Source organism: Arthrobacter sp. Sr33, assembly GCF_054511195.1.
This window is the reverse complement of record NZ_JBTNDD010000003.1, coordinates 1-24583: the sequence shown is the minus strand read 5'-3', so window position 1 is coordinate 24583 and position 24583 is coordinate 1. Positions and strand designations below refer to the sequence as shown.

22 protein-coding genes are annotated in these 24583 nt (G+C 63.7%); 17 read left to right on the top strand and 5 right to left on the bottom strand.

Going from position 1 to position 24583, the window contains the following annotated elements; translation table 11 throughout:
- Positions 1 to 11 precede the first annotated feature (11 nt).
- Positions 12 to 1388, top strand: a complete 1377-nt coding sequence (gabT, locus tag ACX80T_RS05220; protein WP_019481792.1) for a 4-aminobutyrate--2-oxoglutarate transaminase — start codon at positions 12 to 14, stop codon at positions 1386 to 1388.
- A gap of 216 nt (positions 1389 to 1604) precedes the next feature.
- Here gabT and ACX80T_RS05215 read toward each other — a convergent pair whose 3' ends face one another.
- On the bottom strand, positions 1605 to 2267 hold the full coding sequence (locus tag ACX80T_RS05215; protein ID WP_019481791.1) for a TetR/AcrR family transcriptional regulator C-terminal domain-containing protein: 663 nt from the start codon (positions 2265 to 2267) through the stop codon (positions 1605 to 1607).
- Positions 2268 to 2529: 262 nt separating this feature from the next.
- Here ACX80T_RS05215 and ACX80T_RS05210 point away from each other — a divergent pair, with 262 nt between their 5' ends.
- From ACX80T_RS05210 to ACX80T_RS05195, 4 genes are all read left to right on the top strand, one after another.
- The gene (locus ACX80T_RS05210) at positions 2530 to 3930 is read left to right on the top strand and encodes a flavin monoamine oxidase family protein (protein ID WP_116779108.1); all 1401 of its coding nucleotides are present in this window, start codon (positions 2530 to 2532) and stop codon (positions 3928 to 3930) included.
- A 3-nt stretch (positions 3931 to 3933) separates the two neighbouring features.
- Complete coding sequence (locus tag ACX80T_RS05205) at positions 3934 to 4896, top strand: universal stress protein (RefSeq protein WP_019481789.1); 963 nt, start codon at positions 3934 to 3936, stop codon at positions 4894 to 4896.
- Complete coding sequence (locus ACX80T_RS05200) at positions 4893 to 6422, top strand: APC family permease (RefSeq protein ID WP_116779109.1); 1530 nt, start codon at positions 4893 to 4895, stop codon at positions 6420 to 6422. The genes ACX80T_RS05205 and ACX80T_RS05200 overlap by 4 nt, the downstream gene beginning before the upstream one ends.
- Before the next feature lie 120 nt (positions 6423 to 6542).
- Positions 6543 to 7385: a universal stress protein gene (locus tag ACX80T_RS05195; protein ID WP_019481787.1), complete on the top strand. Its 843-nt coding sequence runs from the start codon at positions 6543 to 6545 to the stop codon at positions 7383 to 7385.
- Positions 7386 to 7406: 21 nt separating this feature from the next.
- On the opposite strand, the gene rarD is transcribed toward ACX80T_RS05195, so the two are convergent.
- A complete protein-coding gene (rarD, locus tag ACX80T_RS05190) occupies positions 7407 to 8381 on the bottom strand; it encodes an EamA family transporter RarD (protein WP_019481786.1) in 975 nt (324 codons plus the stop codon).
- Positions 8382 to 8571: 190 nt separating this feature from the next.
- On the opposite strand from rarD, the gene ACX80T_RS05185 reads away from it, so the two are divergent.
- Positions 8572 to 9996, top strand: a complete 1425-nt coding sequence (locus tag ACX80T_RS05185) for an FAD-dependent oxidoreductase (RefSeq protein ID WP_024475726.1) — start codon at positions 8572 to 8574, stop codon at positions 9994 to 9996.
- A gap of 61 nt (positions 9997 to 10057) precedes the next feature.
- Here the strand turns inward: ACX80T_RS05185 and ACX80T_RS05180 are convergent, their stop codons facing one another.
- A complete protein-coding gene (locus tag ACX80T_RS05180) occupies positions 10058 to 10186 on the bottom strand; it encodes a pentapeptide repeat-containing protein (protein ID WP_459303894.1) in 129 nt (42 codons plus the stop codon).
- On the opposite strand from ACX80T_RS05180, the gene ACX80T_RS05175 reads away from it, so the two are divergent.
- The 7 genes from ACX80T_RS05175 to ACX80T_RS05145 all read left to right on the top strand — a co-directional run bounded on the left by ACX80T_RS05175 (position 10180) and on the right by ACX80T_RS05145 (position 18226).
- Positions 10180 to 10599 carry a hypothetical protein gene (locus tag ACX80T_RS05175; protein ID WP_459303893.1) on the top strand — a complete coding sequence of 140 codons (420 nt, stop codon included), beginning with the start codon at positions 10180 to 10182 and terminating at the stop codon, positions 10597 to 10599. The two genes, ACX80T_RS05180 and ACX80T_RS05175, sit on opposite strands and share 7 nt — an antisense overlap.
- A gap of 169 nt (positions 10600 to 10768) precedes the next feature.
- The gene (locus tag ACX80T_RS05170; RefSeq protein WP_116779112.1) at positions 10769 to 12076 is read left to right on the top strand and encodes a GAF domain-containing protein; all 1308 of its coding nucleotides are present in this window, start codon (positions 10769 to 10771) and stop codon (positions 12074 to 12076) included.
- Positions 12077 to 12201: 125 nt separating this feature from the next.
- Complete coding sequence (exaC, locus tag ACX80T_RS05165) at positions 12202 to 13725, top strand: acetaldehyde dehydrogenase ExaC (protein ID WP_024475729.1); 1524 nt, start codon at positions 12202 to 12204, stop codon at positions 13723 to 13725.
- Between the two features lie 24 nt (positions 13726 to 13749).
- A complete protein-coding gene (locus tag ACX80T_RS05160) occupies positions 13750 to 14145 on the top strand; it encodes a DUF779 domain-containing protein (protein WP_019481781.1) in 396 nt (131 codons plus the stop codon).
- Positions 14146 to 14268: 123 nt separating this feature from the next.
- The gene (locus tag ACX80T_RS05155) at positions 14269 to 14913 is read left to right on the top strand and encodes a TetR/AcrR family transcriptional regulator (RefSeq protein ID WP_459303892.1); all 645 of its coding nucleotides are present in this window, start codon (positions 14269 to 14271) and stop codon (positions 14911 to 14913) included.
- A gap of 88 nt (positions 14914 to 15001) precedes the next feature.
- Positions 15002 to 17569 carry an MMPL family transporter gene (locus ACX80T_RS05150; protein ID WP_459303891.1) on the top strand — a complete coding sequence of 856 codons (2568 nt, stop codon included), beginning with the start codon at positions 15002 to 15004 and terminating at the stop codon, positions 17567 to 17569.
- A gap of 60 nt (positions 17570 to 17629) precedes the next feature.
- The gene (locus ACX80T_RS05145) at positions 17630 to 18226 is read left to right on the top strand and encodes a TetR/AcrR family transcriptional regulator (protein WP_459303890.1); all 597 of its coding nucleotides are present in this window, start codon (positions 17630 to 17632) and stop codon (positions 18224 to 18226) included.
- A 98-nt stretch (positions 18227 to 18324) separates the two neighbouring features.
- On the opposite strand, the gene ACX80T_RS05140 is transcribed toward ACX80T_RS05145, so the two are convergent.
- Positions 18325 to 19818 (bottom strand): catalase, encoded by a 1494-nt coding sequence (locus tag ACX80T_RS05140; RefSeq protein WP_019481777.1) that lies wholly within the window; start codon positions 19816 to 19818, stop codon positions 18325 to 18327.
- 55 nt (positions 19819 to 19873) lie between these two features.
- Positions 19874 to 20323: a Fur family transcriptional regulator gene (locus ACX80T_RS05135; RefSeq protein ID WP_019481776.1), complete on the bottom strand. Its 450-nt coding sequence runs from the start codon at positions 20321 to 20323 to the stop codon at positions 19874 to 19876.
- A gap of 105 nt (positions 20324 to 20428) precedes the next feature.
- On the opposite strand from ACX80T_RS05135, the gene ACX80T_RS05130 reads away from it, so the two are divergent.
- The 4 genes from ACX80T_RS05130 (at position 20429) to htpX (ending at position 24501) form a co-directional block, all read left to right on the top strand.
- Complete coding sequence (locus ACX80T_RS05130) at positions 20429 to 21187, top strand: alpha/beta fold hydrolase (RefSeq protein ID WP_162148006.1); 759 nt, start codon at positions 20429 to 20431, stop codon at positions 21185 to 21187.
- Positions 21174 to 21881: an esterase/lipase family protein gene (locus tag ACX80T_RS05125; RefSeq protein WP_019481774.1), complete on the top strand. Its 708-nt coding sequence runs from the start codon at positions 21174 to 21176 to the stop codon at positions 21879 to 21881. The genes ACX80T_RS05130 and ACX80T_RS05125 overlap by 14 nt, the downstream gene beginning before the upstream one ends.
- A 350-nt stretch (positions 21882 to 22231) precedes the next feature.
- On the top strand, positions 22232 to 23512 hold the full coding sequence (locus tag ACX80T_RS05120; RefSeq protein ID WP_019481773.1) for an MFS transporter: 1281 nt from the start codon (positions 22232 to 22234) through the stop codon (positions 23510 to 23512).
- 110 nt (positions 23513 to 23622) lie between these two features.
- The gene (gene htpX / locus ACX80T_RS05115; protein ID WP_459303889.1) at positions 23623 to 24501 is read left to right on the top strand and encodes a zinc metalloprotease HtpX; all 879 of its coding nucleotides are present in this window, start codon (positions 23623 to 23625) and stop codon (positions 24499 to 24501) included.
- The last annotated feature ends 82 nt before the right edge of the window (positions 24502 to 24583 follow it).

Here is a 24583-nt window from a genome sequence, read left to right as displayed (position 1 = left end):
GCAGTTTCACTATGACCACCCAAGCGATCCAGCCGCAATTCCGGCTCGAGCAAAAGCGCAAGATCATCGCCGACTTCCCAGGCCCCAAGTCCACCGAGCTTGCCGCTCGTCGGGCGGCAGTGGTGGCCAAGGGCGTTGCCTCAAGCGTGCCGGTGTATGTTGCCGACGCCGACGGCGGCATCATTCACGACGTCGACGGTAACTCGTTCATCGACCTCGGCTCCGGCATTGCGGTGACCAGCGTTGGCGCGTCGGATCCCGCCGTCGTCGGCGCCGTCAAGGAGCAAGTGGAGCACTTCACCCACACCTGCTTCATGGTCACGCCCTACGAGGGCTACATTGCGGTGGCTGAGAAGCTGGCCGAGCTGACCCCCGGCGACTTCGAGAAGCGGACTGTGCTGTTCAACTCGGGTGCCGAGGCTGTCGAGAACGCGATCAAGGTGGCTCGCCTGGCGACCGGTCGCACCGCCGTCGCCGCCTTCGATCATGCCTACCACGGCCGCACCAACCTCACGATGGCCCTGACCGCCAAGTCACTGCCGTACAAGGGTGGGCCCTCGGGTGACTTCGGCCCGTTCGCGTCCGAGGTCTACCGGCTGCCAATGAGCTACCCCTTCCGCGAGGAAAACCCCTCGATCACCGGGGCTGAAGCGGCTCAGCGCGCCATCACGATGATGGAGAAGCAGATCGGGGCCAGTTCACTGGCCGCCATCATCATCGAACCCGTCCAGGGGGAGGGCGGTTTCATCGTCCCCGCCGAAGGATTCCTGCCAGCATTGGCCGAGTGGGCCAAGGCCAATGGAGTGGTCTTCATCGCCGATGAGGTGCAGTCCGGCTTCTGCCGCACCGGCGCCTGGTTCGCCGTCGACCACGAGGGCGTTGTGCCCGACATCATCACCATGGCCAAGGGAATCGCCGGCGGCATGCCGCTTTCGGCAATCACCGGCCGGGCCGACCTGCTCGACGCCGTTCACCCCGGCGGTCTCGGCGGCACCTTCGGTGGCAACCCGGTGGCCTGCGCTGCCGCGTTGGCCGCTATCGAGACGATGCAGGAACAGGATCTCGTTGCCCGAGCTCAGGCTATCGAGGAGCTGGCAACGTCACGGCTTCGGGGCCTGCAGGAGGATCTTGGGGCCGAGTCGATCATCGGTGAGATCCGCGGCCGGGGCGCGATGCTTGCCATCGAGTTCGTGAAGCCGGGGACCAAGACACCAAACCCGGATGCGACGAAGGCCATTGCTGCCGCGTGCCTGCAGGAGGGTGTCATCATCCTGACCTGTGGCACGTACGGCAATGTGGTCCGGTTGCTCCCGCCGCTAGTGATTGGTGATGAGCTGCTGAACGACGGGCTGGACGTCCTCGAGGCTGCTATCCGCGCCGCCAAGTAGAGCACACGCTGTTGCGCCGGGGTCGGCGCCGTCGACCCCGGTCTGCGCCGCAGTAACCCGCTAGCGCAGCAGAAAACCGCCAGCGCCGCAGAAACCGGCAAGCGCGCCAATAATATATGGCGCGTTTGCCGGTTTCTGCTGCGTTTGGCGGGGACGACGGCGGGAACGACTGCTTCGGCGCGTAGGGCAAGGGCTGTGCGGCAGGGTTCGACGGCGTCAGCCCGCCACTTGCGCTTTCAGTCCGGTGATCAGGGCTTCGAGCCCGACGGTGAACGCGGCGTCGGCTGAGTCGGCCTGGGACCCGCCCCGAAGGCGGACGGCAGCCGTGAATAGAGGGTAGTCAGGCCCCAGGCTGCCTGACTCAAAAATGTCCTCGGGGGCGGCGACGTCGAACGCTGATCCGAAGATGAAGGACTCAAGGGCGACGATGGCGGGGATAATCCGATCCGCCGGCCAACCGGCGTCGAGGAATCCTTTGGTGACCGCTTCGTACATGGCAAGCGTCTCGGGTGCGCCTGTCACGGGCAGAATGGCGATGACCGAGATGAGCGGTGCATGAGCTGCGAAGACACCGCGGTAGGACCAGGCCCAGGAGCGAACCGCCTCATCCCAGGGGGCCGCGGCGAAAGCGCTGAAGTCCACCTTCGCCATCACCTCGTCTTCGACCCAACGCAGCACTTCCTGCTTGGATTCAGCGTGGTTGTACAGGGCCGACGGCGCCACTCGCAGGCGCTGGGCTAGTGCAGACATGGTGAGACCCTCGTAGCCCTGGCTGGCAATCAGGGCAAGTGCTGCATCAGTAATGAGGTCCCGTGACAGCAGTCCGCGCGGCGGACGACCCGCCCGACGGCGGCTGACCGGCGCTCCCACACTTCCCATGACCGCCCCTTCACCGTCTCTTCGCTGCGGATTCATTCTACTGCCCCGCCATTGCTGTCGTCCCTGCCGGTGGGTCCAGAACCCGCCCGGATCGAGTCAACACCAATGACAAGTTTCCGTCGCCGAACACGTCATATCTGTTGACTCAGCCCGGAGAGTGCGGGGTGTGCCCTTTCCAAAACTGCCGGCTATCGCTACAGTATCCCTAATAAATGAATGGCGTTCATTTTGTGGCGTGGACCATATTGTCTGAAAGGTAACAGTGGAGAATCTAGAACGCGACGTCGTAATCATCGGGGCGGGCCCCTCGGGCCTCACCGCGGCATGGGAGTTGAAGAGGGCAGGGCTGAGCGTCGCTGTCCTGGAGGCACGAGACCGGGTCGGCGGACGCACCTGGACCGACACCATCGACGGCGCGCTCCTGGAGATTGGGGGCCAATGGGTATCCCCAGACCAGACCGCTCTCAAAGGAATGCTCGACGAGCTGGGACTGGAAACCTACGACAGGTACCGGGAGGGGGACTCTGTCTACATCGGAGCCGATGGCGCCCGCACCCGTTACACCGGAGACATGTTCCCCGTCTCGGCCGCCACTGAAGGGGAAATGAATCGGCTGATCGAACTGCTGGACCGCCTCGCAGCAGAGGCCGGCCCGGAAACCCCGTGGAACCACCCGGAAGCCCGGGCACTGGACACGATCTCCTTCCACCACTGGCTACGGCAGCAGTCCAGCGACGAGGAAGCCTGCAACAATATTGGGCTCTTCATCGCTGGCGGAATGCTCACCAAACCCGCTCATGCCTTCTCAGCCCTGCAGGCTGTGCTGATGGCTGCGTCGGCAGGATCCTTCTCCAACCTGGTCGATGAGAACTTCATCCTTGACCAGCGGGTGGTCGGCGGCATGCAGCAGGTGTCGGAACGCCTCGCGGATCGTCTGGGGGATGACGTCGTGCTCAGCAGCCCAGTCCGAACGCTGCGCTGGCACGAAGACGGCGGCAACAACAGCAGCGGCAGCAACGGCGGCGGCGTCACCGCGGTGTCCGACACCGTCACCGTCAAGGCGCGCTACGCAATCATGGCGGTTCCGCCGAACCTGTACTCGCGGGTGTCCTATGAGCCACCGCTGCCTCGCCGCCAGCATCAGATGCACCAGCACCAGTCCCTGGGGCTCGTCATCAAGGTCCATGCCGTCTACGCGACACCGTTCTGGCGCGCCGATGGTCTCTCCGGGACCGGGTTCAGTGCCTCCTCGATCGTGCAGGAGGTGTACGACAACACCAACCACGAGGATTCCCGCGGAACGCTGGTCGGTTTCGTCTCGGACGAAAAGGCCGACGCCGTGTTCAGGCTGTCACCCGAAGCCCGTCGGCAGATGATCCTCGAGTCCATTGCCGGTTTCCTCGGCTCCGAGGCACTCACCCCCGAGGTGTACTACGAATCGGACTGGGGCTCCGAGGAATGGACCAGGGGCGCCTACGCCACCAGCTATGACCTCGGCGGCCTGCACCGTTATGGCCCTGACCAGCTCACCCCCGTCGGGCCGATCCACTGGTCCTGCTCGGATCTGGCTGCCGAGGGCTATCAGCACGTCGAAGGTGCCGTCCGGATGGGTCAAATCACAGCCCGGAACATCGTGGGCCTCTCGGCAACCGAAGGAGCATGACCGATGGACTACATCGTCGGGTACACAGCAGATGAACGCGGACGCGATGCCGTCAGCCTCGCCGTCGCCCTGGCTCGACGCCAGGATGCGAACCTCCAATTGGTGATGGTGATGCCCGAGCATTCCCCATTCAATGCGGTCTATCCACCAGAAAAAGGGTTCGAGAGCATCCTCTCGGCCCAGTTGCAGGAATGGCTGGCTGAAGGGCTCGCCCTGATCCCCGACGACGTAACCGCCCGCGCGCACGTCATCAGCGCAGATTCGCAGGCGGGCGGGCTCATCGACGCAGCGGTTGATTCGGGCGCTTCGCTGATCATCATCGGTGCCAGCTCACGAGGCCTGCGAAAACGATTCAACGTCGGTAGCGTCGCCGGAACCCTCCTGCATGCATCGCCGGTACCCGTGGCCCTGGCACCCCAGGGCTATCGACGCCTCGATCCAATCACCCGGCTCACCTGTGCGGTGGGCACCAGGGAGGGTGCGGATGCGGTGATCGCGGTGGCCGTCGACTCAGCCACCCGACGTCGACTCCCACTCAGGCTGGTCTCGCTCGTGGCGCTTGACCCGGCAACGGGCACCGATGGGGGAGCGGACGCCGCCGCGGTGGATTCCGCGCACCAGCACGCCAACACGCGTCTCGCCGAGGCGGCGTCGTCACTCGCCGCCGGCGGGCAGGTCAGCGTGGAAGTGGCGCAGGGAGCCACCGTCGAGGAAGCGATCGGAGCGCTGGCCTGGGACGAGGGCGAGGTCCTCCTGGTCGGTTCCAGTCGTCTGGCGCAGCACAGCCGCCTGTTCCTCGGCGTTACTGCAAACAAGATCCTTCGAGCATTGACGGTGCCCATGGTTGTGGTGCCACGAAGTTACACAGCTGTTGAGGACCAGTCGCACCAGCCGGAGCGGTCTGTTACCAAGCGGTCCGATGCCGGTGAAGGCAAGGACGTTCAATCCACCGAGGTGAAGCAGTGAGCACCATACCAACGAAAGATCCCTCCACCGGACTCAGCCAGAAAGGTCTCAACTCCGGGTCGGTCGGCCTGTTGGGCGCGGTGGTGATCGGTGTATCGTGCATCGCTCCCGCGTACACGCTGACCGCGGCGCTCGGTCCCACCGTTGCAGAGGTGGGGGTGCAGTTGCCTGCCATCTTCCTGGTCGGCTTCATCCCGATGCTGCTGGTGGCCCTTGGCTACCGCGAATTGAACAATTCAATGCCCGACGCCGGCACCTCCTTCACCTGGGCCACCCGGGCTTTTGGGCCCTGGATCGGCTGGATGGGTGGTTGGGGTCTGATCGCCGCGACAGTTATTGTCCTGTCGAACCTGGCAGCTGTTGCCGTCGACTTCTTCTACCTGATGCTCGCCCAGCTGACCGGAAACGACTCGCTGGCCGATCTGACGCTTAACCTGCCGTTGAACATCGTCACCACCCTGGTGTTCATCGCGTTGGCTTGCTGGGTTTCCTACCGCGGTATGGAAACCACCAAAGCCGTGCAGTACGTGCTGGTCGGCTTCCAGCTGTTGGTCCTGGGCTGGTTCGCCATCGCGGCCTTTGCCCACGTCGCCAATGGGACAGCCTTCGACGCGACGGCCATCAGCCCCGACTGGTTCAACCCGTTTGCGGTGGAATCCTTCTCTGCTTTCGCCGCTGGTGTGTCCCTCTCGATCTTCGTTTATTGGGGCTGGGACGTCACCCTGACCATGAATGAGGAAACCAAAGACCCCGAACGTACTCCCGGCCGGGCAGCAACCCTCACCGTCCTGGTCATTGTGGTGATCTACCTGACGGTTGCGTTGGCGACCCTCACCTATGCAGGTGTGGGTGACGGCGAACTCGGCGCCGGAAATGTTGACAACCAGGGAAGCATTTTTGCGGTCCTCGCAGGCCCCGTGATGGGCCCCTTCGCCATCCTAATGTCCCTGACAGTTCTCAGCAGTTCCGCCGCGTCCCTGCAGTCGACCTTCGTGTCACCTGCCCGCACCCTGCTGTCGATGGGTCACTACCGCGCACTGCCTGCCAGCTACGGCAAGATCAGCCCCACCTACAAGTCGCCCAGCTACGCCACTATCGCCGCCGCGGTCGCAGCTGCCGGGTTCTACGTAGTCACCAGGGTGGTATCCGAGAACGCCCTGTATGACACCATCACGGCGCTCGGCATGATGATCTGCTTCTACTACGGGATCACGGCGATGGCCTGCGTCTGGTATTTCAGGGCTGTCGCGTTCAGCAGCGCCCGCAACTTCGGGCTGAAGTTCCTCGCGCCGCTGCTCGGCGGCGTCATCCTGCTGGTCATGTTCGTGAAGACAGCCACCGACTCGATGGACCCGGGCTACGGTTCCGGCTCGTCCATCGGAGGGGTGGGGCTGGTGTTCATCCTCGGGACCGGGGTCATCCTCCTCGGGGCTGTGCTGATGTTCATCATGTACCGGGTCAACCCTGGTTTCTTCCGCGGTGAAACACTGAAGCAGGGGAGTGCTTCAGCCAACGTGGTGCAGTAACCCTCTGTGCCGTGTGACGGCGGGCACTTCGGTGCCCGCCGTCCACGATAAGGTTGCCTGAGCAGATCTGCGGCGGTAACCCCGGGCGCCGGTCAGAATCCGATCCGGAAGGCACGCCGTATGCGTTATGTAGTTGGCTTTACAAACAATGATCGTGGCCGTGACGCGCTGGCGTTGGCCACCTCGCTGGCTCGGACGCAGGGAGCCAGCATCGATCTGGTAACCGTTCTCGACCGCCCTCAGGACGGCAGCGTAGGCGCCGGCACCAACCGGGCCCTTGCCGCTTTGCATGAGGCGATCGAGGGGATTCCAGGGGGCGTCGAAGTAGTGCCGCACGTCAAACTTGCCGACTCTTTCGCGGAGGGACTCCTTGAGGTCGCCCATGACCTCGATGCGGGGCTGATCGTCATTGGAGCCGCCGGCAACGGCCTGCTCCGTCGATTCACCGTCGGCAGCGTAGCGAACGCGGTCCTGCACTCGTCGCCAGTGCCTGTCGGGTTGGCTCCGCGCGGGTACCGGCACCGCGACCGGATGACCAGACTCACCTGCGCCGTCGGTACCCGTGCGGGTGCCGAGGCTGTCCTGGATGTAGCGGTCGACTCCGCCGCGCGCCGCGGGATGCCGCTGCGCCTGATCTCGTTGGTGGCGCTGGACGTCAACGAGCAGTCGGACACCGGTGAAGCAATTAATCTTGCACACCGGCACGCCAACTCAGTGCTGGCTCGGGCGGGGGAGCAGCTTCCCGAAGGCCACGAAACCACCATCACGGTTGCCCACGGGCGTACCATCGAGCAGGCAATCGACGACATCGAGTGGGATCCAGGCGAGATCGTCTTCGTCGGATCGAGCCGGCTCGCGAAGCGCAGCCAACTGTTCCTGGGATCGACAGCCAACAAGATGCTACGGGCGTTGCCTGTGCCAATGATCGTTGTGCCGCGGGACTGGAACCTTCCGGCAGCCTAGGAGTTCCTGGCCTTAACCGGGCTAGACCGCGGCGGTCTCCTCGACCGGCGTGGCATCACGGGAGCGGCGCGGTCGGGAGTTCTTTCGCACGGTGTGCAGCATGTCGACGGTCAGCATCGACAGGGCAATCCAGACCAGCCCGAACCCGATCCAACGCTCCAACGGCATCTCTTCCTGGAAAACGAAGAGCGCCAACAGGAACTGCAGCACTGGCGCGAGGTATTGGAGAAGCCCAATCGTGGTCAGCGGCAGCCTCCGGGCTGCGGCGCCGAAGAAGAGCAGCGGGACCGCGGTGATGATGCCCGCCGCGGCCATGATCCAGAAGTGTGCGGGGCCCTCGGTGAGCACTGTCGCGGATCCCGACACCGTCAGCCAGATCATCACGGCACCCGCGATCGGGGTGAGAACCGCGGTTTCGATACTCAGGCTGGACAGTGCTCCAACCTTGGAACCCACCCGCTTCTTGACGAACCCGTAGAACCCAAAGGAAAAGGCGAGGGTCAGAGCAATCCACGGCACGTTGCCGTAGCCGATGGCCAGCACCACCACCGCGATGATGCCAACGCCGACCGCCGCCCACTGCAGCCTGCGGAGCTTCTCCCGCAGCACGACGACGCCGAGCAACACGGACACGATCGGGTTGATGAAGTAGCCGAGGGCCGCCTCAATCGCGTGGCCGTTGGTGACCCCGTAGGTATACACAAACCAGTTCACAGCGATCAACAGCGCTGCGATTGCCAGAGTGCCGAGGATCCGTGGGTTCGACGCGGCGGACCACATCGTCCGCCAGGACCTCATCACGGTCAGCAGCAGCGCGCAGAACACCAGGGACCAGAGCACACGGTTCGCGACAATCTCGATTGCCGTCGCAGGCAGCAGGATCATGAAGTACAGCGGGAGGAGACCCCAAAGACCGTAGGCGCCGATGCCGTAAAGGATGCCCGTCGAGTTTTCGCTTCGGGGCTGGCGCGGGCTGGTGATATCGGTGGGGGTCACGTGGGCTCAAACGCCGCTGTCTCAGTTTTTATTCCACGCTCTTACACTTCCAGCCTGATTCCTCGCCGCGCGGCACCGGTCGACGGAGACGGGCATCACAGGTTTAGACTGCATCAGCCGCTGCATTTAGAATAGGAAACTGTGCGCTAAATGTACGTTTCGGTTGATCACTAGGGAAGAAGGCCAATCAGTGTCCACCTCAGCTGCGGGGCGTCCGCTGCGGGTAGCGATCATCGGTGCCGGTCCGGCAGGGGTCTACGCTGCCGACATTCTGACGAAGTCCCAGGAGGTTCAGGGCGGTGACTTCGCGGTCAGCATTGACCTCTTTGATCAGCACCCCGCCCCCTATGGCCTGATTCGCTATGGCGTAGCGCCGGATCACCCGCGCATCAAGGGCATCGTGAACGCGCTGCACAAGGTGCTGGACCGGGGCGACATTCGGTTCCTGGGAAACATCAATTACGGGCGGGACCTCACGCTGTCCGACTTCCGCAAGTTCTACGACGCAGTCATTTTCTCCACGGGCGCGATCAAGGACGCGGAACTGGACATCCCCGGAGTGGACCTTGACGGGTCCTTCGGCGGCGCCGAGTTCGTCTCCTGGTACGACGGTCATCCCGATGTGCCCCGCGACTGGCCACTGAACGCCACGGAGATAGCGGTGATCGGCAACGGCAACGTTGCCCTCGACGTTGCACGGGTGCTCTCCAAACACGCCGACGACCTGCTGACCACCGAGATCCCCGACAACGTGTACGCGGGGTTGAAAGCCTCACCCGTCACCGACGTGCACGTGTTCGGCCGCCGTGGTCCAGCCCAGGTGAAGTTCACGCCGCTGGAGCTGCGCGAACTGTCCCATTCCCGAGACGTGGACATTGTGCTCTACCCGGAGGACTTCGACTTCGACGCCGCCTCCGAACAGCAGATCGCCAGCAACAACCAGACCAAGACGATGGTGAAGACCCTCACCAATTGGCTGGTCGACGACGAACCAACAGGTGCCTCCCGACGGCTGCACCTGCATTTCCTGCACTCGCCTGTCGAGATCACCGATTCACCGGAAACCCCCGGCAAGGTCGCCAACATGAGGTTCGAACGCACCGAGCTCACCGGCGAAGGCACAGTTCGCGGCACCGGCGAGTTCATCGACTACCCCGTGCAGGCGGTCTACCGTGCGATTGGCTACTTCGGGTCCGAGCTTCCTGAAGTTGGATTCGATAGTCGGCGCGGTGTCATTCCCAACGAAGGCGGCCGGGTCATCGACCAGGCGGGCAACCCGGTTCCCGGCATCTACGCCACTGGCTGGATCAAGCGCGGACCGGTGGGCCTGATCGGCCACACCAAGGGCGACGCGTTGGAGACGATCGGGTTCCTCCTCGAGGACCGCCTGAACCTCCCACCGGCCCAGGACCCATCGGAGCAGGCCATCATCGACCTCCTCACCGAGCGGGGGATTCGCTACACCACCTGGGACGGCTGGCTCAAGCTCGACGCCCATGAACTGAAGTTGGGCGCCAACTTTGTGCACGACGGCGGCGCCAATGCGGAGCTCGTCAGGGAACGTGTCAAGGTGGTCCCCCGGGACGAGATGATAGCCATCTCTCGGGACGAGTAGGTCCGCAGAAGAGCTGCGCCGCGGCCGGGATCGGACGACGGCGACGGGTCCCTGGCTGTGTTCAATTGGCTCCGCCCAGCCTGGCTCCGCCCAGCCTGGCTCCGCCCAGCCTGGCTCCGCCCAGCCTGGCTCCGACCAGCCTCGCTCCGCCCAACCTTGTTGTGTCGCGCCTAGACTGTGGCAATGACACGTCAGATCCTCTGCTTCGCCTTCGCCCTGACCGGGGTGGTGCTCACCGTCGGTTGCAGCGGCCCGTCCCCTCAGCCCGACAGCGGTGACCAGCCCTTCGCTACCTACAGTCAGTCGGGTGCGAGCGGCGACGGTGCGGGAATCGCTGGTCGCCTGATTCTGGAAGACGGCTGTGTCTACTTGATCAGCCCGGAATTCTCGGGGCGGTGGGTTCCCGTGTTTCGCGCCGAAGCCAATCCTGAGTGGCGTGATGGCACCCTGGTCTTCGATGGCGAGGAGTACGCGGCGGACGAGACCGTCGGCCTCGGCGGAAGCGGTTGGGAGGGCAGCGAGGACCCGCTGACCATTCCTGAATCCTGTGATGACTCACCGCGGTGGACCACCTGGACGGTCGGGCCCGGGGACGCCCTCTAACGTCCCGGCGGTCACCTCCCCGGGGCATTTCGCCACGCCGAAATGCGCCGCCAAACCCTGTGTCAAAATCCTGTTCCGGAAACTCCTCGACAACACCCGCGACAGACGGGCGCCGACGGCACTAGACTGATGCCACCCCACCGGCGGGGAGACCAGAAGCGGGGTGTCGATGACGCAGCAGCAACTGCCGATTCCGGGGGGACTCACGTCGAGATCCCTTCAGCAGTGCGCCCACCGTGCTCACGAGCGGCTCGGCAGCGCGCCGCCCTCGGGCGTGCGCACACTGGTGGGCGAATCCTGGCTGCGTTCCCTGAAACACTTTCCCGATCCGGACGCCGCTCAGGCGCCCCTGTTTTACAGCGATGAAGAGCTTGATGCGTACCGCAGAGGCCACCCCCTGGCGGCGGTACTGCCGATTATCCGGAAGCTGCTGGTGCAACCCAGCGCTGACAGCGGATTGCTGGTGGCGGTCGGCGACGCAAATGGTCGGCTGCTCTGGGTCGAGGGCGATCGGGACCTGCGCCGTCGTGCTGAGGGAATGATGTTCGTCGCGGGGTCGGACTGGTCGGAGGCTGCCGTAGGCACAAGCGCCCCGGGCACGGCGCTGGCCCTCGGGAGGAGCGTCCAGATTGCTGGGGCGGAGCATTTCAGTCCCCAGGCTCACCACTGGAGTTGCACGGCGGTCCCCGTCCACGATCCGGATTCGGGGATGGTGCTCGGCGTTGTGGACATTACCGGCACCGACGACGCTGTGGCAGTACACACGCTGTCTTTGGTCGAAGCGACTGTCGCTGCCGCTGAGGCGCATCTGAGCCTGCACCGGCTGCAGGACCAGCAACCAGCGCGAAAACTCCCCGCAACAAAAACGAATGCTGTCGACCGGGAGGGCCTGCAGATACTGGGACAGGACCGCGGGGTTGTCCACCTGGGACGTAAATCGGTGGAACTCAGTGCACGGCATGCGGAACTCATCACCCTGCTCGCCCTGCATCCGGCTGGCCTCAGCGCCGAACAGCTCGCCGTAATGGCCTACCCGGAGCATGTGTCAGTCACCACCGTGCGCGCTGAGATGCTGCGGCTGCGGCGCGCCCTCTCCTCCCACCTACCGTCGCTGGTTCCGCGCTCCCGGCCGTACCGGCTACCCCGAGAGTTGCCCGTCGATGCATCGCAGGTGCTGGATTACCTGCAACGCGGCGCCCACCGGATGGCACTCAACCTGTACCGAGGGCCAGTCCTGCCAAGGTCCGAGGCGCCGTTTATCGTGAGGCTCCGTACCGAAGTCAGTTCCCTGCTCCGCGAAGCCGTCCTGACCGATGGCGCCGTCGACGCCGTCCTGCAGTATCTTCAGCTGCCCGAGGCCGCCGACGACGCCGAGGCGTGGACTGCCGCCCTGAAAGTGCTTCCGCCGCGGTCGCCGCGGCGGGCATCCGTCGTCGCGCACGTTGAACGGCTCGAGGCGGAACTCAGTCTTTCCTGACTGACGGACCGACCGGTCTGCGGGCCGGGTGCAGGGGTCTGGTGCAACCTTCGTGCAACTTATGCGTACCTACACTTCGAAGACACGACGACGACGTCCTGTTTTCGAACCCAAGGAGTTAAACAATGACTGTTTACGCCCAGCCCGGCCAAGATGGATCCAAGATAACGTTCAAGCCACGTTACGAAAACTGGATTGGCGGTGAATGGGTTGCCCCCATCAAGGGGCAGTACTTCGAAAATATCTCTCCAGTCAACGGCAAAGCCTTCTGCGAGGTAGCGCGGGGCACCGCCGAAGACATCGAGCTGGCCCTCGACGCCGCCCACAAGGCTGCCCCCGGGTGGGGCAAGACGTCAGTGGCTGAGCGTGCAGCGATCCTCAACCGGGTAGCGGACCGGATCGAGGAGAACCTGGAAATGCTGGCGGTCGCCGAAACCTGGGACAACGGCAAGCCCATCCGGGAGGTGCTCGCCGCTGACCTCCCGCTCGCAGCGGATCACTTCCGCTACTTTGCCAGCGCTGTCCGCGCACAGGAGGGGCGCCTGTCCCAGCTGGACGACAACATGACCGCCTACCATTACCACGAGCCACTCGGCGTGGTAGGTCAGATCATCCCCTGGAACTTCCCGATCCTGATGGCCACCTGGAAACTTGCCCCCGCGCTGGCCGCAGGAAACGCCGTCGTCCTCAAGCCAGCCGAGCAGACGCCGACGTCGATCCTGGTGCTGATGGAGCTGCTCAGCGATATCCTGCCCCCGGGAGTGCTCAACGTGGTGAACGGTTTCGGTGTGGAGGCTGGCAAGCCACTTGCGTCGTCGAAGCGGATCCGGAAGATCGCGTTTACCGGTGAAACGACCACCGGCCGGTTGATCAGCCAGTACGCGAGTCAGAACCTCATCCCGGTCACCCTGGAACTCGGCGGGAAGAGCCCCAACATCTTCTTCGGCGATGTTGCCGACAAGAAGGACGCGTTCTATGACAAGGCCCTTGAAGGGTTCGCACTCTTCGCGTTCAACCAGGGCGAAGTATGCACCTGTCCTTCCCGGGCGCTGATCCAGGACTCGATGTATGACTCCTTTATGGCCGACGCCCTCGCGAGGACCGAGAAAATGGTGCAGGGCAACCCGCTGGACACGAACACCCAGGTCGGCGCCCAGGCATCCAATGACCAGCTGGAAAAGATCCTCTCCTACTTCGATATCGGCAGGCAGGAAGGGGCGAAAATCCTTACCGGTGGTGAACGGATCACCCTCGACGGCGACCTCTCGGAAGGCTTCTATGTAAAGCCGACCATTTTCGAGGGCACCAACTCCATGCGGGTGTTCCAGGAAGAGATTTTTGGACCCGTTGTGTCGGTCACCCGCTTCAGCGACTACACCGAAGCAATGCAGATCGCCAACGACACCCTCTACGGGCTCGGCGCTGGTGTCTGGTCCCGCAACGGGAATGTCGCCTACCGTGCCGGCCGCGAGATCCAGGCCGGACGGGTCTGGGTGAACAACTACCACGCCTACCCTGCCGGGGCTGCGTTCGGTGGCTACAAGTCCTCGGGCATCGGCCGTGAAAACCACACGATGATGCTTGACCACTACCAGCAGACCAAGAACCTGTTGGTCAGCTACAGCGAAGACAAGCTGGGCTTCTTTTAAGGAGCGGCGATTCCTGAAGGAGCGATGATGACAGTCGAAGCCACCGTAGAGCTGCCCGGGGAAGATTTCTCGCGGGTAGCGCTCACGGAGTCAGCGGTGGAACTGCTGAGGAAGCTGTGGGATCTTCACGGACCCCTGATGTTTCACCAATCGGGTGGCTGCTGTGATGGGTCCTCGCCAATGTGTTACCCGGCGGATGACTTTATTACGGCGGAAGCCGATGTGCTGCTCGGAGTCCTCAACGTCGGTGAGGGGGCCGAAGCCGCCCAGCTGATCGAGTTCTGGATGTCCCGTGAACAGTTCGAGTACTGGCGGCACACGCACCTCACGGTCGATGTGGTCCCAGGGCGGGGGAGCGGGTTCTCCGTCGAAGCTCCGGAAGGAGTCCGGTTCCTGATCCGGTCCCGGCTGATGTCCTGACCAGCTGTCCGGCCCATCTTCACGTGGGCCGGACAGCTTCAGCAGGCCCATCACGGGTGAACGTGATGAGTTGCACACCGAATTTGGTTGCACAGAATGCAAAATTGCACTTAGTGTAACAATGTGAATGATCCAACCATAGCGATGAGTGCCGTCCTCGCGGGTACGCCCGGCCGGCGCGAGCAAAACAAGCTCGACACCCGAAGGGCCATCGCCGTATCCGCGCTCGAGTTTGCCCGCACCCACGGGCTGGGCAACTTCACCGTGGATCAGGTAGCCGCCGAAGCAGGCGTGTCACGCCGCACCTTCTTCAACTACTTCCACAGCGCCGAAGAGGCGCTCACCACTTCCACTGATGCCTTTCTCGAACTGGCTGCCGCCGAATTCATGGCCAGGCCAGCGGACGAGCCCCTCTTTGACGCCATGATCGCGGCACTCGCGGCCATTGCCAAGACCGAGAATCTCAGCGTCTGCGGGGAACTCTTCCGGATGGCCGAGGAAAGTCCCGAACTGATGCGCAGTCAACTGCATGCCTGGGAGCGAGCCGAAACCCGGATCCGCCAGGCGGTCAACGAACGACTGGGCGGCAACCTCGATCCCCTCTACCTGCTCGCGCTCGTTGGTGCTGTGCTCTCCTGCGTCAAGGCCGCAATGCAGGTATGGGCCGCCGCAGCCAATGCACCACTCGCCGATTCAGCGAGTGAACTGGAAGACCAGATTGTCGGCGCCCTCTCGATGTTGCGCGACGGATTCAGTAACCCCAGCTAAGCCGGCCGCAACCGCCAGGCCGATCAACGCCGACCGGTCCGCCCACCCTTATTGCTTTCCAACAACCGAACGAACCGAGGAACACTTCATGGCACACCTGCTGTACCGCTTAGGCAAGTTTGCATCACGACAGCGCTGGTGGATTGTTTCCGCGTGGCTTGCCATTCTGTTGGCCGTGGGAGGTTCAGCGGCCGCGTTCTCGGGCACGTTGAGCAACAACTTCACCATTCCCGGCACTGAGTCACAGCGTGTCCTGGATGAGCTGAGGGACACCATGCCTGAGGCCATTGGCGGTATGGGAACCATTGTGTTCACGACCCCCGATGCTGCAATGACCGACGAACAGCAGACCGCTGTCGAGGACGCGCTAGCTGACCTTGGACAGGTTGAGGGCGTCGAGTCAGTCATTAATCCCTTCGACATTTCCCGACAGCTCGAGGAGGGCCAGGCCGGCATCGACGAGGGCCGCACTGAGATCGAGCAGGGCACCACCGAGCTCGAAGCCGGTGCCGCGCAGGCAGAAGCCGGTCAGGCCGAGCTGGATGCCCAGCGCGCCGAGTTTGAACAGAGCCGGGATCTGCTCCCACCCGAGCAGGCGGCAGCAATCGAGGCTCAGCTGGCGGAAGGCCAGGCCCAGCTCGACGCGTCGCTTGCCGAGATTGAAGAAGGCCGGGGTCAGCTTGAGGAGGGCCTCGCGGAGCTCGACCTCGCCGAGCGAACCCTCGAGGCGTCCTCCGGAATCAAGTTCGTGTCCGACGACGGCGCCGCAGCGGTAGCCAGCGTCCAGTTTGATTCCCAGATTGACGCCGTCACCCCGGAAACCCGCGAAGCGGTCCAGGTTGCAGCCGACGCTGCCACCGAAGCGGGCGTTGAGGTCAATTACAGCAAGGAAATCGTCCAGGACATTTCCGAAATCTTTGGGATCGCAGAGATCGTCGGCCTGCTGGTCGCTGTCATCGTGCTGATCGTCATGCTCGGCACCCTGGTTGCTGCCGGGTTGCCGCTGCTGATGGCCATCGTCGGCGTCGGGGTCGGAGTGGGTGTGACCTTTGCGCTGACCGGCGTCATCTCGATGAGCTCCATTACCCCCGTGCTCGCCTTGATGCTCGGACTCGCCGTCGGCATCGATTACTCCCTGTTCATCGTGAACCGGCACCGGACCCAGCTGCTTCGCGGCATGGACCTGCAGGAGTCGATTGGCCGGGCCACCGGTACCGCTGGCAACGCCGTCCTGTTTGCGGGCATCACCGTGATCATTGCCCTCGCGGCCCTAGCCGTACCGGGGCTGCCGTTCCTGACCCTGCTCGGGATGTCAGCCGCCGGTACGGTTGCTGTCGCGGTCCTCGTGGCGCTCACCCTGACCCCGGCGTTGCTCGGGTTCATGGGCCGGAAGGTGATCTCCCGCCGCCGGTGGGCCAAAGCGGAGGCTGAATCCGACCTTAACTCCTCCCACGAGCAGTTGCAGCTCGAGGCTGACAAGCTGTCTGCCAGCGGTCGTGGCTGGGGAGGCTTTGCCACCCGCAAACCGATCCTCACCCTCATCGCGGGCGTTGCGGCCCTTGTAGTCATCGCACTCCCAGCCCTTGAACTTCGGGTGGGCCTGCCCGACGGCGGCTCGGAGCCAGTGGACTCGACGGCGTTCCAGGCGTACGAGCTGGCGGGGGAGTACTTCGGCGAGGGGACCAACGGTCCGCTGCTGGTGGTGGCTAATCTTCCCGCCACCGACTCTGACGCTCAGCTAAGCGAGCTACAGCTCGAGGTCGCCGACCGCCTTGCCGCAGTGGACAACACGGCCGCTGCCGTTCCGGCGGGCGTCAGCGACGACGGGCGGACCGGCATTTTCCAGGTGATCCCCACCGAGGGGCCCGCCAGCGAGAGCACCGAAGAACTGGTCCGGGAGCTCCGCGACTCAGCGCCGGGCATTGAATCGGACACCGGCGTACTGATCTCGGTGACCGGTCAGACGGCAGCCAACATCGACGTCTCCGAGAAGCTGATGGAAGCAATGCCCCTCTACCTGGGGATCGTCGTCGGGCTGTCGCTGGTGCTGCTGCTCCTCGTGTTCAGATCGATCCCGGTTCCCCTGATCGCCACGGCAGGTTTCCTGCTGTCCCTGCTGGCCAGCTTCGGTGCCACCGTAGCGATCTACCAGTGGGGCTGGTTCGGTGACATTTTCGGGGTGACCAACCCAGGGCCAATCCTCAGCTTCCTACCCATCATCCTGATCGGCGTCCTGTTCGGGCTGGCAATGGATTACCAGATGTTCCTGGTCTCGGGGATGCGTGAGGCCTGGGTCCACGGAGGCAGCGCCAAGAGCGCCGTCCGGGTGGGCTTCAGCCACGGTGCACGGGTGGTGACCGCTGCAGCCATCATTATGGTCGCGGTCTTCGCCGGATTCGTGTTCTCCCACCTGACCATGGTCCGGCCAATCGGGTTTGGTCTGGCCTTCGGGGTGCTGATTGACGCCTTTGTGGTCAGGATGACCCTGGTGCCTGCCGCTATGTACCTGCTGGGAAGGCACGCCTGGTGGCTGCCGAAGTGGCTGGATCGTATCCTGCCGGACGTGGATGTCGAGGGCGCCCGACTAGCCCAGTCAGTACCGGCCTCGGAAACTGACGCCTCGGATGATGTCGATCAGGTAACAGTCAAGGGGTAAGGTGTCGCCGCTTGGTGCGCTGGTCTTGCCTGAGAGGTAAGCCGACGTACTATTCAAGACATGGCCAGACCACCCAACCCAGAGCGCAAGACGGAACTGCTTGACCAGATCCTGGACTACTTGCTGGATAAGACCTTTGCAGGACTCAGCTTTCGTACCCTGGCAGATGGCCTTGGTATCAGCAGTTACGTGCTGGTCTACCATTTTGGCAATCGCGAGGAGCTGGTCAACCAGATCGTCACCCACATTGAGCGTCGCGACGAAACGGTGAAAATGCCTGACCCGGCTGAGCTCAGCCGGGAGGAGTTCTACGAGTGGTCACTAGCGTCCTGGAAGTGGACTCAGATCGAACGCAACCGGCAGTTGCAGCGGCTGGAGTTCGAAGCATCCCTGCACGACGCTGTGAGCCCCACGCCGAGGGAGAGCGCGGTAGCGAAGTTCGACTACTGGCATGGCTTCATTCGCGACTGGCTGTTGAACCAGGGTGTGCCGGCAGACCGGGCTGATGCCGTCGCGCGGGTCCACATTTCGGGCATCTATGGATTGCAGTATGACTTCGTCGTCAACCGGGACCGGCCGGCTGCTGAGGCTGCGCTGCTGCTCTTGATGGACTACTTTTTCGATGGGTTGGACCGGGCACTTGACCAGCAACAGTAGTCCAGTCAACAATTTCTGACCTGAAGCAGCGCACCAACCGAAAAAGGCGGGCACCGTGAGGTGCCCGCCTTTTTCAAACCCATTAGTGGGTGAGTCGGTTAGACCTTGTTGGCTGCTTCGGCCTGGGTGCTGCCACCGGAGGCGTCGGCGCCAAGTGCCGCACGAAGCTTGGCACCGAGTTCGACGTCGACGTTGGTCCAGTACTGGATGGCCCGTTCCCGGATGGCGTCGATGGTGACGCCGCCGACGGCACCGGTGATGGTCTCGAGGAAGCGAGCCCGCTCACCGTCGTCGAACACCTCGCGGTACAGGGTGCCGGCCTGGCCGAAGTCGTCGTCTTCAGCGTGGAGGGAATGCGCGGCGCGCACCAGATCGCCGTCGTTCTCCCAGCCGCCGTGTGGACCGTACTGCGCCGGGTCAGCCGCGGGGCCGCCCACCGAGTTTGGGGCGTAGACCGGGGTGGAGGGCGAGTTGAAGTCGTAGCGCGCTGCTCCGTCCTTCGAGTAGTTGCGGACCTCGTTCTTCGGCGCATTCACGGGCAGCTGTGCGTGGTTGGTGCCCACACGGTAGCGGTGTGCGTCAGCGTAGGAGAAGATCCGTGCCTGCAGCATGCGGTCGGGGCTGGCTGCGATACCGGGGACGAAGTTCGACGGCGCGAAAGCGGCCTGCTCGATCTGCGCGAAGTAGTTCTCCGGGTTGCGGTTCAGGGTGAGCTTGCCGACGGGGATCAGCGGGTAGTCGCCCTGCGGCCAGACCTTGGTCAGGTCGAACGGGTTGAAGCGGTAGTCCTTGGCGTCGTCGTACGGCATGATCTGGACCTTGAGGTCCCAGCTGGGGAAGTTGCCAGCGGCGATGTTCTCCGACAGGTCGCGCAGGTGGTGATCGGCGTCCGAGCCAGCAAGCGCCTCGGCCTGGTCTCCGGTCAGCACCTCGTGGCCCTGGTTGGACTTGAAGTGGTACTTGACCCAGGACTTCACGCCGGCTTCGTTGATCCACATGAAGGTGTGCGATCCGTAGCCATTCATGGTGCGCCAGGAGTTGGGCAGACCGCGATCGCCCATCAGCCAGGTCACCTGGTGTGCTGACTCGGGGCTGAGGGTCCAGAAGTCCCACTGCATGTCGGCGTCGCGCAGGTTGGTGCCCGGCAGGCGCTTCTGTGAGTGGATGAAGTCCGGGAACTTGATGCCATCGCGGATGAAGAAGACGGGGGTGTTGTTGCCGACCAGGTCGTAGTTACCCTCGTCGGTGTAGAACTTCAGGGCGAACCCGCGGGGGTCACGCCAGGTGTCGGGTGAGCCCTGCTCGCCGGCAACCGAGGAGAACCGCAGGAGCGTCTCGGTGACAGCACCTGGCTGGAACAGTGACGCCTTGGTGTATTCGCTGACGTCCGAGGTGACCTCGAAGGTACCGAACGCGCCGCCACCCTTGGCGTGGACCACGCGCTCGGGGACACGCTCGCGGTTGAACTGTGCCAGCTTCTCGATCAGGTAGTGATCGGTCAGGGGAATGGCACCGTCGCGGCCGAGGCTGGACGAGTTGGCGTCATCAATGACTGGTGCTCCGGATTGGGTGGTGCTGAAGTTCGAAGACATAAGGCTCCTTTGTTGGTGCGGTTAGTGACTTTGGGGTGGTCTGTGAGGGGTGGAACTAGCGACAATCGGCGCAAAGGCCCTGGTAGACGACGTCGGCAATCTGGATCGTCATCGGGCTGGCGCCTTCCGGCCACTGCGGGGTCAGGCAGGGCGCGTGGCCGACGGCGCAATCGACGTCCTCGATGCGGCCGCAGCCGGTGCAGACGGCGTGATGATGGTTATCGTCCACGCGGGTCTCGTACCGGGCGGGAGAGTGGGGCGTTTCGATCCGGCGCAGCAATCCCAGTGCGGTCAGATCGGCCAACACCACGTACACGGATTGCACGGTGATGTCGGGTAAATCGACGCGGACGCTGGCGGCGATGTCCTCGGTGGTGGCATGGGGGGACAGGTCGACGGCGGCCAGCACCGCGAGGCGCTGGCGGGTCACCCGGCGCCCGTTGGCACGCAGGGCGGTAGCCCACTGCGCCTCAGCGACTTCCGGTTGTGTTGCCATCTCGGTCATGACCTCAGTCAACCATTTATTCTGAGAAACTCATAATAGGCGCGCCGGTGGCGTTGGGGCGGCCGGGCGTTGGGTACCGTTAGTAGATCACTGAGAGGGATGTTCATGAGCCGATCCATCTGGGAGCACTCCCAAACCGTCGTAGTGGACGGGGTTTCCTGTTCGGTCAGGACCGTCGGAACTGGCAGCCGCGAGGTGGTCCTGATTCATGGGATCGGGGTCTCCACCCGCTATTTCGAACCGCTTGCCGAACGCCTTGCCCGGACCTGCACCGTGCACGCCATTGAGCTGCCCGGGTTCGGGGCGATGCCCGCGCCGCGGCGCCGACTCACGGTCAAGGAGTTTGGCGGTATTGCCGCTGCTGTGATGCGGATCCTCGGAGTGCGCGACGCCGTCGTCGTCGGACACTCAATGGGCTCCCAGGTTGCCGCGGAAGCGGTGCGTGCTGCCCCCGAGTTGGTGGGCCGGCTGGTGCTGCTCGCGCCCACCATCAACGATCGGGAGCGGACCGCTGCCACGCAGATGATGCGTCTGGCGCAAGACACCCTGCGGGAGTCGCCGGTGGCCAACTACATTGTGATTTCCGACTATTTCCGGGCCGGGATGAGGTGGTATCTGAAGACTCTGCCTTCCATGCTGGAACACCGGCTGGAGGACGCGCTGCCGGAAATTGCTTGTCCGGTCACTCTGGTGCGGGGAAGCCGCGACCCGATTGTGCCCGCCGACTGGCTTAGTCGACTGGCGGCCACCGGTCAGGACGTGACAACCGGGGAAATCCAGGGGGAGCCCCATGTGATGATGTATCGCTCGCCCGAACCCACCGCCCGATTCTGCCTTGGCGAAACATCACGTGTTGCTCGCTAAACGAGCCTGGTCGTGGGTGCTGGACTACGTCTACGTAGGATATTGGCAGGTGCACGGGTTCCTCTTCCGGGAGGATCCAGCCAAATACCTGACCCCCGACCGTGGTGCCAACGGTAAGGCCGGTCCGCCGGTGCTTCTCATTCCCGGCATCTACGAGACCTGGCAGTTCATGCGCCCGGTCGCGGCTCATCTGGCGTCGGCTGGCCACCCGGTCCATGTGGTCCAGCAGCTCGGGTACAACCGGGGCACCGTCCAGTCCATGGGAAGGTACGTTGCTGAGTATCTGGCGGCCCACGACCTGACCGATGTTGTTTTCGTGGCCCACAGCAAGGGCGGGCTTATTGGAAAGTACGTGATGACGCAGCCCGACAGCGGAGACCGCGTGCGGCAACTGATCGCCATCAACTCGCCGTTCTCGGGTTCCATCTACGCGAATTTCTTCATCCTGCCGAGCATCAGGGCGTTCTCACCGGGGAACAAGTTCCTCCGCACCCAGCTGGCCAATATTGAGTCAAACGCACGGATCACCTCCATCTACAGCAGCTTCGACCCCCACATTCCGCGGGGCAGCCAGCTGCCAGGAGCCGAGAATATTCAGCTGCCGACCATGGGGCACTTCCGGATCATCGGCGACAAGCGGCTGCTCGACGTCGTCGACCAGTCGATCGCCGACCACGGCTCCAATGCGGGCTGAGCGGCAGATAGCTCGTTCGACCTAAGCGCTCCGGTCCTTGCCGAGAGTCCGCGCCCGGTTTGTTTGCCTGGTGTCCCGACCCGCGGCACGCCCGGAGTCCCGCGCCGGAGTGGTTCGCCCGAATTCCCGACCCGCAGCCCGACCGAGTCCCGCGCCGGAGTGGTTCGCCCCCGATCCGGGCGAACGCAGCAGATACCGGCGAACGCCCCCGGTATATCTGCTGCGTTCGCCGGTTTGGGGCGCGGCTGCCGGTATCGGCCGCGATGGAAACGCAGTGGTTGCTCAGCCGGGTTCCATGCTCCGGGATCGTTGGTTGCTGGAGGAAACCACTTCGCCGTTACACTTCATAAGTGCCCAGACTCCTCGCCGATATCACCCCTCTGAAAGAGAGCCCTGCGTTCCGCAGACTGTTCTTCGGGATGGCGCTGTCAGCGGTCGGCACCCAGCTGACCCTCGTCGCTGTGAGCCTGCAGGTATACAGCCTGACCGAGTCCAGCCTGAGCGTTGGCCTGCTGGGGTTGTTCGCCCTGGTTCCGCTGGTGGTTGCCGGACTTTACGGCGGTGCGATTGCTGATGCGCATGACCGGCGCAAAGTGGCTCTGGTCTCCGGATTCTTCCTGTGGGGCAGCACCATGGCGATCGCCGCGCAAGCCTGGGCGGGCATCGAAAACGTGTGGCTGCTCTACGCCCTGGTGGCAGTCCACTCGGGCGCCGCAGGAATCAACCAACCCACCCGGACCGCAATCATTCCGCGACTCGTCCGTCCCGAACTGCTGCCGGCCGCCAACGCGCTCAGCATGATCACCTTCGGATTGGCGATGACCGTGGGTCCACTGTTCGCCGGGTTACTGGTTGCTCAGGTGGGATACGGCTGGACCTACACGGTCGACGTCGTCACCTTCACCGCAGCGCTGTGGGCACTGTTCAAGCTGCCCCCGATGCCCCCGGAAGGCAAGGTCCGGAAAGCTGGCCTCGCCACGGTGCTTGAGGGATTCAGATATCTGGGTACGCGGCCCAATATCCGGATGACGTTCCTGATTGACCTCGCAGCCATGGTGATGGCCCAGCCGCGGGCGCTGCTGCCAGCGATCGGGGCGGTACTCATTGGCGGCGGCGAGCTGACAGTCGGGATCCTGTTGGCCTCTGTTGCCGTCGGCGCTGTCCTCGCGGGGTTGTTCTCAGGGCCGTTGGGCCATATTCACCGGCAAGGACTGGCCGTGATGTGGTCGGTGATTGGGTGGGGAGCCTCGGTCAGTGCCTTCGGGCTGGTGGTGGTGATGGCGGGCAACTCCCAGGCCGCCGCGCCCGACACCCTGTCCCCGTGGATCATCCCGGCGGCGATCTGCCTGGTCTTCGCCGGGATCTCCGATTCCATCAGCGGCGTTTTCCGCAGCACCATCCTGCAGTCGGCTACCCCCGATGCGATGAGGGGGCGCCTGCAGGGAGTGTTCATCGTCGTCGTGGCCGGTGGCCCGCGGTTGGGTGACATGGTGGCTGGCGGAAACGCCGAGTGGCTGGGGGAGGGCTGGACTGCAGTTTGTGGCGGGTTGCTCTGCATTGTGTTGGTCATCATTTTGATGAAGCGCCAACCACGCTTTGCGCAGTACGATTCACGTAACCCCGAACCGTAGCCGCGGGCCAGAACATCAGGGTCTGTGAATAGCGCCGGATGTGGAACAGTCCAGTTATTCGGTGCGTTGTACGGGATGAACGACCGATACTCAAGGAGTTGGCAGTTTCAGTGCATAATCATTTCAATGGCGCCAAGACGGTAATGCTGTTTGGCGCCCTTATGGGTATCTTTCTGGTCTTTGGTGCTGTTATTGCCGGTGCCACGGGCAGTTCAGCCTTCATCTGGATCTTCGCGCTGATCGGCGTGGGTTCGGTGGCGTACAGCTACTGGAACAGCGACAAGCTCGCCATTCGGGCGATGAAGGCAATGCCGGTGACCGAGCAGCAGGCCCCGGCCATGTACCGCATTGTGCGCGAGCTCAGCACCAAGGCCAACAAGCCAATGCCGCGCCTGTACGTTTCACCCACCATGGCGCCCAATGCCTTCGCTACCGGCCGTAACCCCGAGAACTCAGCGGTCTGCTGCACGCAGGGCATCCTGAATCTGCTGAATGAGCGCGAACTGCGCGGCGTGCTGGGACACGAGCTGATGCACGTGTACAACCGCGACATCCTGCTCAGCTCGATGGCAGCCGCGGTGGCCGGTGTGATCACCTCGGTGGCGCAGATGTTCGCGTTCACCGGCATGATGGGCGGCAACCGGAACTCCGGCGGGAACCCCATCGCTGCGATCCTCCTCGCGATCCTGGCGCCCTTCGCTGCCGTGCTGGTGCGCTCAGCCATCGGCCGGACCCGCGAATACGACGCCGATGAGGATGGCGCCAAGCTCACCGGCGACCCGCTCGCCTTGGCTTCGGCGCTGCGGAAGCTGGAGCGCGGCACGCAGCAGGCACCCCTGCCGCAGAGCCAGCAGCTCGTCAATACCTCGCACCTGATGATCGCCAACCCTTTCAAGGGCGGTGGCGTGCAGAAGATGTTCGCCAGTCACCCGCCAATGGACGATCGCGTCCAGCGACTTGAGCGGATGGCCGGCCAGACGCTGCGGTAGTTCTTCTTAACCTACGACGACGGCGGGGGATTCCTAGATGGGGGGGGGTGTCGTTATCGTGAACGTGGGTGTTTTTGGGTTT

What these genes read in the sequence shown, in the direction of transcription:
- gabT (WP_019481792.1), top strand. Translation starts at nt 12, where the DNA reads ATGACCACCCAAGCGATCCAGCCGCAATTCCGGCTCGAGCAAAAGCGC.
- ACX80T_RS05215 (WP_019481791.1), bottom strand. Translation starts at nt 2,267, where the DNA reads ATGGGAAGTGTGGGAGCGCCGGTCAGCCGCCGTCGGGCGGGTCGTCCG.
- ACX80T_RS05205 (WP_019481789.1), top strand. Translation starts at nt 3,934, where the DNA reads ATGGACTACATCGTCGGGTACACAGCAGATGAACGCGGACGCGATGCC.
- ACX80T_RS05195 (WP_019481787.1), top strand. Translation starts at nt 6,543, where the DNA reads ATGCGTTATGTAGTTGGCTTTACAAACAATGATCGTGGCCGTGACGCG.
- ACX80T_RS05175 (WP_459303893.1), top strand. Translation starts at nt 10,180, where the DNA reads ATGACACGTCAGATCCTCTGCTTCGCCTTCGCCCTGACCGGGGTGGTG.
- ACX80T_RS05170 (WP_116779112.1), top strand. Translation starts at nt 10,769, where the DNA reads ATGACGCAGCAGCAACTGCCGATTCCGGGGGGACTCACGTCGAGATCC.
- exaC (WP_024475729.1), top strand. Translation starts at nt 12,202, where the DNA reads ATGACTGTTTACGCCCAGCCCGGCCAAGATGGATCCAAGATAACGTTC.
- ACX80T_RS05160 (WP_019481781.1), top strand. Translation starts at nt 13,750, where the DNA reads ATGATGACAGTCGAAGCCACCGTAGAGCTGCCCGGGGAAGATTTCTCG.
- ACX80T_RS05150 (WP_459303891.1), top strand. Translation starts at nt 15,002, where the DNA reads ATGGCACACCTGCTGTACCGCTTAGGCAAGTTTGCATCACGACAGCGC.
- ACX80T_RS05145 (WP_459303890.1), top strand. Translation starts at nt 17,630, where the DNA reads ATGGCCAGACCACCCAACCCAGAGCGCAAGACGGAACTGCTTGACCAG.
- ACX80T_RS05140 (WP_019481777.1), bottom strand. Translation starts at nt 19,818, where the DNA reads ATGTCTTCGAACTTCAGCACCACCCAATCCGGAGCACCAGTCATTGAT.
- ACX80T_RS05135 (WP_019481776.1), bottom strand. Translation starts at nt 20,323, where the DNA reads ATGACCGAGATGGCAACACAACCGGAAGTCGCTGAGGCGCAGTGGGCT.
- ACX80T_RS05130 (WP_162148006.1), top strand. Translation starts at nt 20,429, where the DNA reads ATGAGCCGATCCATCTGGGAGCACTCCCAAACCGTCGTAGTGGACGGG.